Origin of the sequence: Kribbella antiqua, assembly GCF_004345665.1 — a bacterium.
GTDB lineage: Bacteria > Actinomycetota > Actinomycetes > Propionibacteriales > Kribbellaceae > Kribbella > Kribbella antiqua.
Window position 1 is genome coordinate 283,628 of record NZ_SLWR01000008.1, and the last position, 13,839, is coordinate 297,466.

A 13,839-nucleotide genomic window follows, 5' to 3' on the forward strand; every position below is an offset into this window, starting at 1 on the left:
TGCTTGTGAGCCGGCGGCGGCGGGGCTTCAACGAAAGCCCAACGCTTGTTTGAAAATAGCATTCTGTATTCAGCTGCGGACGCTCCGAATACAAGACCTCTGTTATTGGTGGTCTTCTATGACCTGTGACCAAATTGCAAAGACCCCGGTTTTGGCCGGGGTCCTCGCTGTCTGTAGCCGCCGCAGTCAGGCGTTCGGGCGCTTACCGTGGTTAGCGCCCTTCTTCTTGCGTGCGCGGCGCTTGCGGCCGGTCTTGCCCATTCCTAAGCCTCCTTGAAACAACTGCAAAGAGTCACAGTCTCTCATACCATGCCCGATCGCTCATATCGTGCGGCGGGTCACGGTCTGGCCTTACAGTGTTTCGGCGTCAGCGATATGAGCAAAATCTTGAGCAGTCAGCGACTGCTGTCTGCCCCCCTGTGCCCTGCTCATCTCGGCAGGGCGCAAGACTGCGACGCTGAAACGGAGGTGCCGACATGCTCGACAGCGGCTGGGACTGGTAGTCCACTGACGTCTCTCCAGGTAGCGTTGCGCGCGTGAACCGGCGGGTGCTGCTTCGGTTGGTGGTGGTCGTGACGACCGCCCTGGCCGTTGTGGTTCTCGGGTTCGCCGCAGCACACGCGACGATTGACGCGCCCACCGTCTTCCTGGGGCTCTTGATGCTGGCCGGGACAGTGCTCCGGCCCAGAGTGGGACAGGTCTACCGGACCTCTCTCGACTACGTTCTTGTCATCGCGCTGTACCTGCTGTCCGGAGTCGGCTCGGCGATCCTCGTCGGTGCGGTCGGCGCCCTGGGGCAGGACCGCCGCCATCCGTTGGTGAAGAAGGTTTTCAACGGCGCCCAGTCGGTCATCTGTGCCGCGGCCGGCGGGATGGTCTTCCACTACGCAGGCGGCCCGCGTGGCGACGATGTGCTGTCGCATCCGTGGGATGCGATTTGGACCACTACGGCGGCGAATGCGACCTGGCTGGTGGTCAACGCACTGCTGCTGTGCGTGGTCCTGTCGCTCGAGCCTGGCGATCCGTCGCCGTCCACCTTCCTGCGCAAGGTCGCGTTGCCGACCTCGCCGTCACTGCTCGGATACGGGCTGCTCGGATTGCTGCTCGCGGTCGCCTGGCTGTCCGGCCTGGGCTTCCTGTCGATCCTCCTCATCTTCGTCCCGTTGTACGTCAGTCGCTGGGCGCTCTCGCAGTACGAAGTGGAGCGGCGGGCGCAAGCCGCGACCATGCGTGCCTTCATCCAGGTGATCGAGACCAAGGACCTCTACACCCGCGGTCACTCCGAACGCGTCAGCGAGGGCGTCGGGATGCTCGGCCGGCAGCTGGGGCTTCCGGCCGATCGGCAGACCGCGCTCGAACACGCCGGCCTGCTGCACGACGTCGGGAAGGTCGGTGTGCCGACGAGCATCATCCAGAAGCCGGGGCGCCTCGACGATACGGAGATGGACGCGATCAGGCTCCATCCGGCCCGCGGAGTGGAGCTGATCGGCAACATTCCGTTTCTCGAAGAGGTCAAGTCCGCTGTCCTGCACCACCACGAGAAGTACGACGGCACCGGCTATCCCGCCGGGCTGAGCGGCGAGAACATCCCGTACTTCGCCCGCATCATCGGCATCGTGGACGCCTTCGACTCGCTCACCTCCACGCGTTCCTATCGGCCGGCCCGGGGCGTCGAGGAGACGCTGGCGATCCTGACCCAGGATCGCCACACCCACTTCGATCCCGGGTTGGTGGACGCGTTCGTCGAGGTCATCCGGCGCCACGGCTGGAAGACCGCGGTGAACCAGCCGGCGCCGGACGGCTCGGTCGTGGCGGCGATCGACCACGACGACCTCAGCCTCGGCAGCGGCGGGGGAGCAACCGGAACAGCGGCAGGGCCGGACTGATGGCGACCGGGATGACAGAGGGACTCGAACTGCGCCGAATGGGCAGCGGCGTCGTGATCGTGGTGGCAGGCGCCGCGCTGGCGTTCGTCGCGATCATCATGACGGCCAGGCGGGGGATGACCGAGTGGTCCTTCGCCCTCACCTTCGGAGCGTTGATCGCGATCGGCGAGATGGTGCAGTTCAGGGTCGACCGAAGCCGCAACAGGGCGCCGATCGCAACCAGTGCTGCGCTCGGATACGCAATGCTGCGTGGGCCTTCGGTTGCGATACCCCCGGACGTCGCGCAGATCGTGGCGGTCACCGCGGTCGCGACCGTGGCCGGGATCTTGCCCAGGGCAATCGCAGGGCTCTGGTGGGATGTCGTCGTCTCGTGCCGCCGAGGTGTCTCGGTGGCCTGCGCTGCGGCGGTGTTCGCGGCACTGGCGCCCAGGGATCTCGCCTGGACCGGTCGCTGGCAGGATGCGCTCTGGCTCGCCGGCGCCATGATGGCCGCGGTGTTGAGCGCCGGAATCAGCGATGCGCTCATCGGTGCGGGGCAGGCGACCGAGCGCTACAACAGGCCGTTCCCAGCCGCATTACGCGACGAGCTCGCGGTGATGGGCAGGATCGGGATCGCGATGGGCATCAGCGGCATCCTGCTTGCCAGCGGTACGGCGTTGCTCGGCTTGTGGGCACCGCCTTTGGTCGTGGTGCCGTTGTTCCTGACGCAGTTTGCGTTTCGGCGGTTTGCTTCGGCGCAGCGGACTTATCGGACGACAGTTCGGTCGATGGCGCGCAGTACCGAGATCGCGGGGTTCAGTAGTCCTGGACAGAACGCGCGTACGGCGCAGTTGGCGGTGGCGCTGGGGCATGACCTCGGCCTGACGCCGCCGCGGATGGAGGCGCTGGAGTATGCGGCCTTGCTGTCGGGGGTGGGGCAGTTGGCGCTGGCGGATCCGAGTCCCGGTGGGGCGTCGTTGCTGCGGACCCGCGCGGAGCGGCAGCGGGCGGCGGAGATCGGGGCTTCGGTGATCGAGCGGTCGGGCGTGCTGGATCACGTGGCCGAGATCGTGCGGCACTCGAACGATCCTTACCGGCAGGGGCGCGCCAACAATGCCTCGATCCCGTTGGAGAGCGGAATCGTCAACGTCGCACTGGCCTACGAGCAGCTGGTCGGCGAGGGCACTGGGCAGTCGCCGGGCAAGGCGATGGAGTCCATCGGGCTGGGCATCGGCGCGGAGTACGACCCTGTTGTGGTCGAGTCACTCAGAAGGGTCATCGGCCGCGGGTTCCGGTTCTAGCGATCGGGGGAGCACCCGCAGCGCCGGAAAGGCGTCGTACGGCTCGAGGTCGTCCCAGACGGGGGCGGAGTCGGTGGGGATGCGTCCAGAGCCGCCCATGCCGGAGTAGAGCAGCAGACCGGCGCCGGCGGCGATCAGGACGTCACCAGGGCTGACGGCCTGGCCGAGTCCGGGAAGCGCCACTGGTACGACGTCGCCCAGCCACGGCAACGTGGTCGACGCGTCCAGCAACTCATGGCGTGGGTCGCTGACGAACGAACCAATGCCGACGCGGACCAGTGCCTCGGATGAGACCGGCATGGCGCCGTTCAGCGCGACCACCAGGGCGTTGCAGAAGAAGCCGATGGCAAGCAAGGCAACACCGGGGTGGCGCAGGTTGAGGCGGAGGAACACGGCGATGCAGACTGCGGAGCCGACCAGTCCGAGCGGGTACGCCGTACCTCCGGAGAGCGAGCCGAGGAGCTGGCCGAGTGCGGCCGCGGCCAGCCAACGCACGCCGGACAAGGAGTTGCCGGCCAGCCGGGTGAAGCGTCCACCGGTCAGCAGCGCGACGACCGCGGCGAGCAGTATGACGAGGAGGACCAGCAACACCCTCGCGATTCTGCCGCGCCCGCGCCGGAATCCGGGGCAATCTGACCCCGCAGCGTGTCGACATAGCAGCAATACGTGACGATGGCCCCCTCGGAAGGGGGCCATCGGCAACTGAACTGACTACGGCTTCGCGGTAGCGGGGCCGCCCTCGTCGAGGATCTCCGGGAGGTCCCTCACACCCGGGTCGCCCTGGTCGGCGGTGTAGTCCGTGCTGTGGGTGGTGTCCTGGCCGTCCGGCACCTTGAGGGCCCGGAACACCAGCGTCAGCACGATCACGATGATCAGGTTGAGGCAGAACGCCGTCAGCGCGATGTAGGCCTGCTTGTCGGTGAACGGGATGTTCGCCAGCGAACCACCGAAGTGCTTCTTCGTCGCCGGGTTGATCACGTTGTAGGCCTCGATCGTGCCGAACACCATCGCGACCGCCCAGCCGGCCAGCAGCGCCCAGCGGTGGAACCACCGGGTGTACAGGCCGACCACGATGGCCGGGAAGGTCTGCAGGATCCAGATCCCGCCCAGCAGCTGGAAGTTCAGCGCCAGCGTCTTGTCCAGGGTGAGGACGAAGACCAGGGCGCCCAGCTTCACCAGCAGCGACGCCAGTTTGGAGACCTTGGCCTCCTGCGCCGGCGTGGCCGACGGCCTGATGAAGTCGCGGTAGATGTTGCGGGTGAACAGGTTCGCCGCCGCGATCGACATGATCGCCGCCGGCACCAGCGCGCCGACCGCGATCGCCGCGAACGCGATCCCGGCGAACCAGGACGGGAACTCCTGGTCGAACAGCCGCGGGATCGCCAGCTGCGGGTTCGCGATGCCGTCCAGGCCCTTCACGTTCACTTGAGCCTTGATCGCCATGAACCCGAGCAGCGCGAGCAACCCGAGCAGCAGCGAATACGCCGGCAGGATGGCCGCGTTCCGCCGTACGACGTTGCGGTTCTTCGTCGACAGGACGGCGGTGATCGAGTGCGGGTACATGAACAGCGCCATCGCCGACCCCAGGGCCAGGGTCCAGTACGCCGAATAGCCCTGCTCACCGGGGATGAACGCGCCGACCGGCTTGCCGGTGGCCGGGTTGGTCGCGGTGAGCTTGGTCTCCGCGGCGTCGAAGATCGAGCCCCAGCCGCCCAGCACGTGCGGCAGGTAGAAGATCGCGACCGCGATCACCAGGTAGATCAGGCCGTCCTTGACGAACGCGATCATCGCCGGCGCCCGCAGACCCGAGGAGTACGTGTATGCCGCGAGTACGGCGAACGCGATCAGCAGCGGGATGTCCTTGGCCCACACGTTGTGGCCGCCGAGGCCCATCGTCTCGAAGACGGCCTGCATACCGACCAGCTGCAAGGCGATGTACGGCATCGTCGCCAGGATGCCGGTCAGTGCGACCGCCAAGGACAAGGCCTTGCTGCCGTACCGCCCGCCGACGAAGTCCGCCGGGGTGACGTAGCCGTTGCGGTGCGAGACCGACCACAGCCGGGACATGAAGATGAAGATGATCGGGTAGACCACGATCGTGTACGGCACCGCGAAGAACCCGCTGATCGCGCCGGTGGCGTACATCGCGGCCGGTACGGCGATGAACGTGTACGCCGTGTAGAGGTCGCCGCCGAGCAGGAACCAGGTGATGAAGGTTCCGAAGCCACGGCCGCCGAGACCCCATTCGTCCAGGCTCTCCAGGGGGCCGCCTCTGCGCCACCGGGCCGCCATGAAGCCCATCGCGGTGACGGCACCGAAGATCACGATGACGATGGACAGCTGCACCCAGTTGACCCCGCTCATCGGCGTCCTCGCTTCGCTCCGGGCGCCGATGAGACACGAGGCGCGCTGTACTTGATGGTGACCTCGCTTCGCTCGCTCACTGGTCCGCCTCCTTGGCCTGAGCCGGACGATCAGGGTCACCAAGCCCCTGAGCGGCCCGCCGCTTGCGCTCCTCGGCACTCACCAGCCGGTAGCAGATGCTGATCAGCACCGCGGAGATGAAGACCCACATGAGCTGATACCAGTAGAAGAACGGGAATCCCCACAGCCGGGGCCCATCTTTGGCGTAGGTGGACACGAGCAGCGGGACGACGATCGAGATCGCCAGCAGGACGCCGGAGATCCAGTACGCGGGTTTGACCGCGGACAATCGGGACACTGCAAACCTCCTCGGGACACAGCAGGCGCAACGGAGCACGCTACCGTCCGTCCGCAGACCGGACTAGATCTTCAGCGTGGTTCATGGATAACGAACGCGCATGGTTCGTCCGGCGGGTCGTGTCTTTCCGTTGATCGTTGCCATCTCGCCGTATCCGCCTACCCGGGCGCGGCGCCGTCGACCTCGCCCGCCGAGGCCACCGTGCGCAGGAGTCCCTGGATGATCAGGCTACCGTTCAGGTCCGTCACAATGGACTCGAGGGTGGTTCATGGATAGCGAGCGCGCGTGGCTGATCCGGCGGATCGTACTGTCCGTGCTGTTCCTGCTTGTCGTCGCCGTCCCGCTGTATCCCGAGCTGGTCGGGCTGGACGAGGTCACCCCTTTCGCTCAGCTGGTCGCCTTCCGTCCACAGGGCCTGGTCGTCGTACTCGCGTTGGCGCTCGTCATGCTGGTACGGCGGGGATGGCGGATCGCGGCGGCGCTGGTCGGGCTGCTGGCGCTGACCGGGGCGGCGTTGACGGCGCCGCGGGAGTTGTCCGACGCGGATCCGCCACCGGCTGGCTCACGGGTGCTGACGATCATGGTCGCGAACGTACTCGGCGGCGGTGCCGACGCGGGTGAGGTGGCCAAGATGATCCGGGAGCAGAAGCCCGATCTGGTTTCGCTGCCGGAGGCACAGGCCGACGTACGGGAGGACATCCGGGCGCACCTGCAAGGCCTTGATTACCACGGCTACACGCAGCAGCCGAGTGCGGCGCCGGAGAGTGCGACGAGTGTGCTGGTCTCGTCGTCACTCGGCGCGGTGCGGTTCGCGACGGACGATGAGGCGACGACCTTCGGCCATATCGTCATCACTGGGGGGAATCTGGGCGAGGTGCGGCTGATCGCGTACCACGGGTTCCCGCCGCTGCCGGCCGAGGTGACCACCTGGAAACGGGATCTCGGGGTGTTGCGGCAGTGGTGTGCGCAGGATCCGCCGACGATCGTCGCGGGTGACTTCAACTCGACCACGGACCATGCGGACTTCCGGCATGCGCTCGGCATGAACTGCCGCAGTGTCGCGTCGACGGTCGGCGCCGGGCTGGAGGGCACGTGGCCGTCGGACCGGCCGGCGCTCGCGCGTACTCAGATCGATCATGTGCTGTTCACCCGGCAGCTCGAGCCGGGCAGCTTCAAGACCTACGGGATCGAAGGCAGCGATCACCGGGCGGTTGTGGCGACAGTCGTCGTACCTAAGACTGAGTAGCGGCGGGACGGTAGATGTAGGGCTGCGAAGCCTGGACTGCCTCGGTGAGCATCAGCAGCATGTCTGCGCGAGCCTCGATCGGCCGGCCGAACAGCTCGTCGTCGCCCGGGATCGGAAAGCCCTTCACACCGATCGCCAGCTGGCTCAACAGCACATGAAGTACGCCGCGAGCATTGAACACCGAAGGAGTCGGCCACTCCGGCAGCGTCTCGTGCATCAACGGCTGCTGCGCCGCGGTCGCCGCGATCGGCTTCAGCCAGCGCTCCAGCTCGTCGCTGGTCAGCATGTTCCGGTGCAGGATCGTCATCACCGCATGGGCGACCCGGTCGTGCTCCTCGTGCACCCAGCGGTACTGCGTGTCTTTGACGATCCGGTCCGCCAGTACGTCGAGCAGCGCGCGCAGCACTCCGGCGTCGCAGTGCCGGGACCGTGCCAGAGCGCCGATCGCGTCCGCGCCGTGAGCAACGGCGTGCGCCCAGCCGCAGTCGGGGACATAGCCGCGCAGGTCGCGCTCCCGCAGCAGCCAGGTGGCCAGCCGGTCGCCCCAGCGCATCACCACCTCGTCATGCACCAGGAACTCGGCGTTGTCGCGGTGGATCACCTCAGCCAGCGTCAGCGCGGTGAACGACCTGCGGAAGACGGTATCCGTGCCGTCCTCACCCAGACCGTAGGCCAGACCGGCGCAGAGACCGTCCCCGAAACCCGGCAGCAGGTCGTCGTACACCCCGCGCTCAAGCCAGGTCGCGAGCGTCGGATAGGCGAGCGCGTCCCGGACCTGCGGGTTCGTACTGGCGAGGCCGCGGACGAGCTCCTCGGTGAGGTCGGTCAGCGCACGGTCGCCCGGTACCGCGTAATCCGCGGCCATCACGTCCTGCCAGTACGTCGACTCCACCCGAGCATCCTTTCATCCGGCCCTGATCAATCAACACCCATCTACACCTACTTGTCGAGCCCGCCAAACGGTGTCTCGATAGCATCGGTCTGTGCCGTCCTTGACCGATGTGGCGCGGAACCACACGACGCTGGACCAGGCCGACCTGGATCGCCTGCAGTTGCTGGTCTCCGACTGGCAGATGCTGGCCGACCTGTCGTTCGCCGACCTGGTGCTCTGGCTGCCCGATACCGAAGGGCTCGGGTTCTGGGCCGGGGCGCAGATGCGGCCGACCACCGGCCCGACGGCGTACCTGGACGACATCGTCGGCAGCTTCATCCCGCGCGGCCGCCGGCACCTGCTGGACCAGGCGTACGACGGGGGCCGGATCTGCCGCGAGGGTGACCCGGAGTGGCGCGACGACGTCCCGGTCCGGGTCGAAACGATCCCGGTACGGCGGGGCACCCGGGTGATCGCGGTGATCGCGCGGAACACCAACCTGCTCGGCGTCCGTACCCCGTCCCGGCTGGAGATCGCCTACCTGCAGAGCGCGACCGACCTGGCCCGGATGATCACCGACGGCGTCTTTCCGTACGGCGGAGAGCGGTTGCTGTCCACCACGCCCAGGGTCGGCGACGGCTGTATCCGGGTCGATCGGCACGGCATGGTGACGTTCGCGAGCCCGAACGCGTTGTCGGCGTACCGGCGGATGGGCCTGGTCACGGACCTGGTCGGGAGCCGGCTGAAGGACATCACCGGCGAGCTGCTGCACACCGGGCACAAGGTGGACGACGTGCTGGCGTCGGTGCTGACCGGCCGGGCCGCCAAGGAGCTCGAGATCGAGAACGCCGACGCGACTCTGTTCCTGCGCGCGATCCCGCTGCGCGCCGACGGGCAGCACGTGGGGGCGCTGATCCTGCTCCGGGACGTGACGGAGCTGCGCAGCCGGGAGCGGGAGCTGGTCACCAAGGAAGCGACCATCCGGGAAATTCATCATCGCGTCAAGAACAACTTGCAGACCGTCGCCGCGTTACTGCGGATGCAGGGACGGCGGATCACCGTACCCGAGGCGCAGGCCGCGCTGGCCGAGGCGGTCCGGAGGGTGGGGTCGATCGCGATCGTGCACGAGACGCTGTCGGAATCCTTCGACGAGCATGTGGATTTCGACGACGTCTCGGACCGGGTCGCGGCGATGGTGGCGGATGTGTCGACGGTCGCCACCTCCGTGGAGACCAAGCGGTCGGGGAATTTCGGCGTACTGGACTCGGAGATCGCGACGCCCTTGGCGATGGTGCTGACCGAACTGATGCAGAACTCGGTCGAGCACGCGTTCCTGTCCCGGGACGGCGGCGTGGCCAGCGGCACGATCGAGCTGACCGCCGGGCGGTCGGTCGGCCGCCTGCACGTCACGGTCCTCGACGACGGCCAGGGCCTGCCGGCGAACTTCGACTCGGAGTTGTCCGGCAACCTCGGCCTGTCCATCGTCCGTACGCTCGTCATCGGCGAACTCGACGGCACCCTGGAGTTCGGCCCTCGCCACGACGGCAAGCCCGGCACCCAGGTCACCCTCGACATCCCGGTCAAGGACTAGCCCCATTTGATGGGTTCACCTACCAACTTGTGGTCCCCCCGCCGTATTCAGGGGGGAGATCCACCATTTGGTAGGTGAACCCATCAAATGGCGGCGGTGGGGCCGGCGTGGGCTGGGGGAAGCGAAAGGCCCCGCGGGATGGTCCGCGGGGCCTCGAAAGGACTGCTCAGGCGGTGCGGATGCGGGCGCGAGCGTTGCGGCGCTTCAGCGCGCGGCGCTCGTCCTCACTCAGGCCGCCCCAGACTCCGTGATCCTGGCCGGCTTCCAGCGCCCAAGCGAGGCACTGCTCACGCACGTCGCAGCGACGGCACACCTGCTTGGCCTCCTCGATCTGCATGATCGCGGGCCCGGTGTTGCCGATGGGGAAGAACAGTTCCGGGTCCTCATCGAGGCAAACGGCCCGGTGGCGCCAATCCATGGCGGATCCCATCTCTCTCAGTAGTCGTAATACGCTGTTGGCCTGGTGTGTGCCCAATCAGCGCGGCTGTACTCGTGGTTCGTCTCGCACGAGGGGTTCAGCGGTGCGAGGTGTTCGATCCAGAACGCGTTGTGAACGTTTTCACGAACGAGACCATGTTCCCAATCCCGAGGGGTCGAAACAAGGGTTCTGGAGTTGTCGATCCGATCACAACACTTCCTTAACACTACGAACCGGTGCGCGACCGTACACCCCATCCGGTTATCGGACAGAGGCGCTGTTCCGCGATCACCCGTTCACTGCAAGTAACCGATCCAACGGCCCTGGGGTTACGCACAACCTCAAATCCCTGTGGGGCTGGGGTTCCTGCGACCCAAAGACGGGCCCGCAGGAAGAAAGGGTGGTCATCCCTTGTGCCCAAAACCGCCAACGGCATGGGGCACTAAGCTGGCGAAGTGCCGACCGACTCCCCAGCTGCCGCCGTACCGAGACCGCTCAAGCTAGCCGCGGCTGTGGTCGCAGCGGAAGGGCTTACGCTCGCGATCCTCGGAATTGCCGAAGCATTTACGATCCAAAGCGCCCGGCTGGTGCTCGGGCTGACCACGACCGCCTTCTTCATCCTGTACGGCGGGGGCCTGGTATTGGTGGCTCGCGGACTCTCGCGCGCATCGACGTGGAGCCGGGGACCGGCCGTGTTCGCGCAGCTGATCCAGCTCCTGGTCGCCTACAGCTTCTGGGGCAGCGCCACCAAGCCGGTCGCGGTCGCGCTGGGCGTGGCGGCGGTCGGCGTACTCATCGGGGTCTTCCAGAAAGCGTCCATGGAGGCGCTCACGGACGACCCCACCAAGGACCATCCGGTCCTGTAGGTGCTCGTCGAGCCGGTCGGCTCGGAGACTGTTTTCAGGAGCAGGGAGTGTGGAGGGCTGTAGCTACTCCTTGAGGAGGCCCGCGCGGAGTTCGGTCAGGGTGCGGGCCAGCAGGCGGGAAACGTGCATCTGGGAGATGCCGATCTCCTCGGCGATCTGGGACTGGGTCATGCCGCGGAAGAAGCGCAGGGTGAGGATGCGCTTCTCGCGGGTGTCGAGCTGGGCCAGCAGCGGCTTCAGGGACTCCCGGTACTCGACGCTCTCCAGCGCCTCGTCCTCGCCGCCCAGCCCGTCCAGCACTGTGGTGGCGTCGGCCTCGTTCTGATCAGGAGCGTCCAAAGAGAGGGTGTTGTAGGCGTTCGCGGACTCCAGGCCCTCGATCACCAGGTCCGGTGACAGCCCCAGCCGGTCCGACAGCTCCGCCACCGTCGGCGCCCGCCCGAGCTCCTGCGTCAGCTCGGCCGTCGCCGAGGTCAGCGAGAGCCGGAGTTCCTGCAGCCGGCGCGGGACCCGGATCGCCCAGCCCTTGTCCCGGAAGTACCGCTTGATCTCGCCCAGGATGGTCGGTGTCGCGTACGTCGAGAACTCCACGCCCCGATCCGAGTCGAACCGGTCGATCGCCTTGATCAGGCCGATGGTCGCCACCTGGACGAGGTCGTCGTACGGCTCGCCACGGTTGCGGAACCGGCGGGCCAGGTGCTCGACCAGCGGCATGTGCAGCGAGACCAGCCCGTCCCGGGCCAGGACGTACGACGGATCGTCGCGGCCGGCCGCCATCGCCCGGAACAGCTCAGCCGTCCGGGTGCGCAGGTCTGGGGATTCCTGGGCTTCTCCCAGGGCGCTGTCGTCAGTCACGCGTTCTCCGTGGCGGTGGCGGTTGCCGTCACGGTGATGGTGAGCCGGCCGTCGATGGTCTCCGCGGCCGCGGACTCGACCAGCGCGGTCAGCACGGTCCAGCCGAACGAGCTGGTGTCCGGGCGCCACCCGTTCGGTACGACGGCGCTCGTCCGCACGGTCAGCTGCGGCGGATCGATCTCGAAGACACACTCCAGCACGCCGTCCGAGGATTGTGGCAGCAGCAGCGCGCAGGCTTCGTCGACGGCGATGCGCAGGTCGTCGATCGCGTCCACGGTGAAGTCGTTGCGAGCGGCCAGGTTGCCGACGACCGATCGCGGTACGGCGATGTACGCGCTGTCCGCCGGGATACTCAGGCGGACCTCGGCTGATCGTCCGGTGCTGCTCACAATGTCTCTCCCTCGTATTGGCCCGCCACGCCGTACATCTTCCACTCTGAAAGCCGCGAATGCACGGCGAGAGGGCCGACCCTGTGGATAAGGACCGGCCCTCTCGACCAGAAGTCAGGCCGTCGGCTCCACATGGGTGGGGTCGAGGACCCGGCGCAGGAACGTACGGGTGCGCTCGTGCGAAGGGTTGCCGATCACGTCGGCCGGCGGGCCCTGCTCGACGATGACGCCGCCGTCCATGAAAACGACCCGGTCCGCGACCTCGCGGGCGAAGGCCATCTCGTGTGTGACGACGAGCATCGTCATCCCGTCCAGCGCCAGCTTGCGCATCACCGTGAGTACGTCGCCGACGAGCTCAGGGTCGAGCGCCGACGTCGGCTCGTCGAACAGCATCAGCGCCGGATCCATCGACAGCGCCCGGGCGATCGCCACCCTTTGCTGCTGACCGCCCGACAATTGTGCCGGGAACGCCGTGATCTTCTCGCTCAGGCCGACCCGCTCGAGGTTGGCCCGCGCGATCCGGTCAGCCTCGGCCGGCTTGCGCTTCAGCACCGTCGTCTGGGCGACTGTGCAGTTGACCAGCGCGGTCAGGTGCGGGAACAGGTTGAACTGCTGGAACACCATCCCGATCTGCTGCCGGGCCGCGTCCAGGTGGCAGTCCGGATCCGTGATGTCCTCGCCGCGGACCAGCACCTGGCCCTGCTGCGGGACCTCCAGCAGATTGACGCAGCGAAGCAGGGTGGATTTGCCCGAGCCGGACGGTCCGATCACGCAAACGACCTCGCCTTGCCGGACAGTGAAGTCGATACCCCGCAGCACGTGGTTGTCGCCGAACGACTTGTGCAGGTTCTTGATCTCCACCACCGGGCGGACAGCGGTCTCTGATTCGGTCGTCATCGGGCCTTCGCCGCCTTCGCCTCGAGTCGCCGGACCAGGATACCGAGCGGCAGGGTGATCAGCAGATAGCAGAAGCCGGCCGTCACCAGCGGGGTCAGGTTCGACACGCTGTTGGCCATGTCCCGGCCGAAGCCGGTGAGCTCGAACGCCGTGGCCGAGGTGCCGATGATGAACACCAGCGACGAATCCTTGACCAGCAGGATCAGGTCGTTGGTCAGCGGCGGCAGCACGATCCGGAAGGCCTGCGGCAGCAGGATCTTGCGCATCGCGGTGCCCGGCGGCATGCCGAGCGACCTGGCCGCCTCCACCTGGCCCTTGGGCACCGCCTGGATACCGGCGCGGATCACCTCGGCCATGTACGCGGCCGCGACGATGCCGAGCGCGAGCCAGACCGTGCCGTAGGGGTCGAACGGTATCCGCAGCCCCTCGAAGGCCAGCGGCAGCAGGCTGAACGCGATGAACACGACGATCGCGGGGAGGCCCCGGAAGAACTCGATGTACGCCATCGAGAACCACCGGTACGGCGCGACCTGGCTGAGCCGCATCAGCGCGAGCACCGTGCCGGCCACCAGACCGAGCACAAACGCACCGGCGGTGTACACCAGCGTCCGGACCAGGGCGGACAGGAGGCCCTCCTCGAAGGCCTCCTTCATCAGGTCCGGCTTGAAGAACACGTCGACGATCTGGCGCCAGTCCGCCGTGAACGCGGCGACGACGACGATGACGACGAGGATCGTGTACTGGATCGCGCGAGAGCGCCGAGCCCGCTGCCGCGGGCTCAGCCCTGGTCGCACGACCGGTTCGGAGGCGGCGGTCAC

The 13,839-nt window shown here is 67.2% G+C and carries 15 protein-coding genes; 5 read left to right on the forward strand and 10 right to left on the reverse strand.

The window, feature by feature from the left end; all coding sequences use genetic code 11:
- Positions 1-186: 186 nt before the first annotated feature.
- Positions 187-261, reverse strand: a complete 75-nt coding sequence (locus tag EV646_RS41025) for a 50S ribosomal protein bL37 (protein ID WP_369759046.1) — start codon at positions 259-261, stop codon at positions 187-189.
- A gap of 275 nt (positions 262-536) precedes the next feature.
- Here EV646_RS41025 and EV646_RS23675 point away from each other — a divergent pair, with 275 nt between their 5' ends.
- Both EV646_RS23675 and EV646_RS23680 read left to right on the forward strand, forming a co-directional pair.
- Complete coding sequence (locus EV646_RS23675; protein WP_241996276.1) at positions 537-1,886, forward strand: HD-GYP domain-containing protein; 1,350 nt, start codon at positions 537-539, stop codon at positions 1,884-1,886.
- A gap of 11 nt (positions 1,887-1,897) precedes the next feature.
- Positions 1,898-3,166 carry an HD-GYP domain-containing protein gene (locus tag EV646_RS23680; protein ID WP_241996277.1) on the forward strand — a complete coding sequence of 423 codons (1,269 nt, stop codon included), beginning with the start codon at positions 1,898-1,900 and terminating at the stop codon, positions 3,164-3,166.
- Here EV646_RS23680 and EV646_RS23685 read toward each other — a convergent pair.
- The 3 genes from EV646_RS23685 to EV646_RS23695 all read right to left on the reverse strand — a co-directional run bounded on the left by EV646_RS23685 (position 3,128) and on the right by EV646_RS23695 (position 5,888).
- Positions 3,128-3,757: a DUF5317 domain-containing protein gene (locus tag EV646_RS23685; protein WP_241996278.1), complete on the reverse strand. Its 630-nt coding sequence runs from the start codon at positions 3,755-3,757 to the stop codon at positions 3,128-3,130. The genes EV646_RS23680 and EV646_RS23685 overlap by 39 nt on opposite strands.
- 120 nt (positions 3,758-3,877) lie before the next feature.
- Complete coding sequence (gene mctP / locus EV646_RS23690) at positions 3,878-5,530, reverse strand: monocarboxylate uptake permease MctP (RefSeq protein WP_132152105.1); 1,653 nt, start codon at positions 5,528-5,530, stop codon at positions 3,878-3,880.
- A gap of 76 nt (positions 5,531-5,606) precedes the next feature.
- Complete coding sequence (locus EV646_RS23695; RefSeq protein WP_132152107.1) at positions 5,607-5,888, reverse strand: DUF3311 domain-containing protein; 282 nt, start codon at positions 5,886-5,888, stop codon at positions 5,607-5,609.
- A gap of 268 nt (positions 5,889-6,156) precedes the next feature.
- Here EV646_RS23695 and EV646_RS23700 point away from each other — a divergent pair, with 268 nt between their 5' ends.
- Positions 6,157-7,134 carry an endonuclease/exonuclease/phosphatase family protein gene (locus EV646_RS23700; RefSeq protein ID WP_132152109.1) on the forward strand — a complete coding sequence of 326 codons (978 nt, stop codon included), beginning with the start codon at positions 6,157-6,159 and terminating at the stop codon, positions 7,132-7,134.
- Here the strand turns inward: EV646_RS23700 and EV646_RS23705 are convergent.
- Positions 7,121-8,026, reverse strand: coding sequence for a DUF2785 domain-containing protein (locus EV646_RS23705; RefSeq protein WP_132152111.1), 906 nt, complete (start codon positions 8,024-8,026; stop codon positions 7,121-7,123). The two genes, EV646_RS23700 and EV646_RS23705, sit on opposite strands and share 14 nt — an antisense overlap.
- Before the next feature lie 91 nt (positions 8,027-8,117).
- On the opposite strand from EV646_RS23705, the gene EV646_RS23710 reads away from it, so the two are divergent.
- Entirely contained in the window at positions 8,118-9,596 is a 1,479-nt protein-coding gene (locus tag EV646_RS23710; RefSeq protein ID WP_132152113.1) for a sensor histidine kinase, read from the forward strand.
- Between the two features lie 166 nt (positions 9,597-9,762).
- Here EV646_RS23710 and EV646_RS23715 read toward each other — a convergent pair whose 3' ends face one another.
- Positions 9,763-10,014 (reverse strand): WhiB family transcriptional regulator, encoded by a 252-nt coding sequence (locus tag EV646_RS23715; protein ID WP_012922773.1) that lies wholly within the window; start codon positions 10,012-10,014, stop codon positions 9,763-9,765.
- 455 nt (positions 10,015-10,469) lie between these two features.
- On the opposite strand from EV646_RS23715, the gene EV646_RS23720 reads away from it, so the two are divergent.
- Entirely contained in the window at positions 10,470-10,880 is a 411-nt protein-coding gene (locus EV646_RS23720; protein WP_132152115.1) for a hypothetical protein, read from the forward strand.
- 63 nt (positions 10,881-10,943) lie between these two features.
- Here the strand turns inward: EV646_RS23720 and EV646_RS23725 are convergent, their stop codons facing one another.
- The 4 genes from EV646_RS23725 to EV646_RS23740 form a co-directional block, all read right to left on the reverse strand.
- Positions 10,944-11,735 carry an RNA polymerase sigma factor SigF gene (locus EV646_RS23725; RefSeq protein WP_132152117.1) on the reverse strand — a complete coding sequence of 264 codons (792 nt, stop codon included), beginning with the start codon at positions 11,733-11,735 and terminating at the stop codon, positions 10,944-10,946.
- Positions 11,732-12,124: an ATP-binding protein gene (locus EV646_RS23730; protein ID WP_132152119.1), complete on the reverse strand. Its 393-nt coding sequence runs from the start codon at positions 12,122-12,124 to the stop codon at positions 11,732-11,734. The genes EV646_RS23725 and EV646_RS23730 overlap by 4 nt, the downstream gene beginning before the upstream one ends.
- Before the next feature lie 114 nt (positions 12,125-12,238).
- Positions 12,239-13,021 (reverse strand): amino acid ABC transporter ATP-binding protein, encoded by a 783-nt coding sequence (locus tag EV646_RS23735; protein WP_132152121.1) that lies wholly within the window; start codon positions 13,019-13,021, stop codon positions 12,239-12,241.
- Positions 13,018-13,839 carry an amino acid ABC transporter permease gene (locus tag EV646_RS23740; RefSeq protein WP_132152123.1) on the reverse strand — a complete coding sequence of 274 codons (822 nt, stop codon included), beginning with the start codon at positions 13,837-13,839 and terminating at the stop codon, positions 13,018-13,020. The genes EV646_RS23735 and EV646_RS23740 overlap by 4 nt, the downstream gene beginning before the upstream one ends.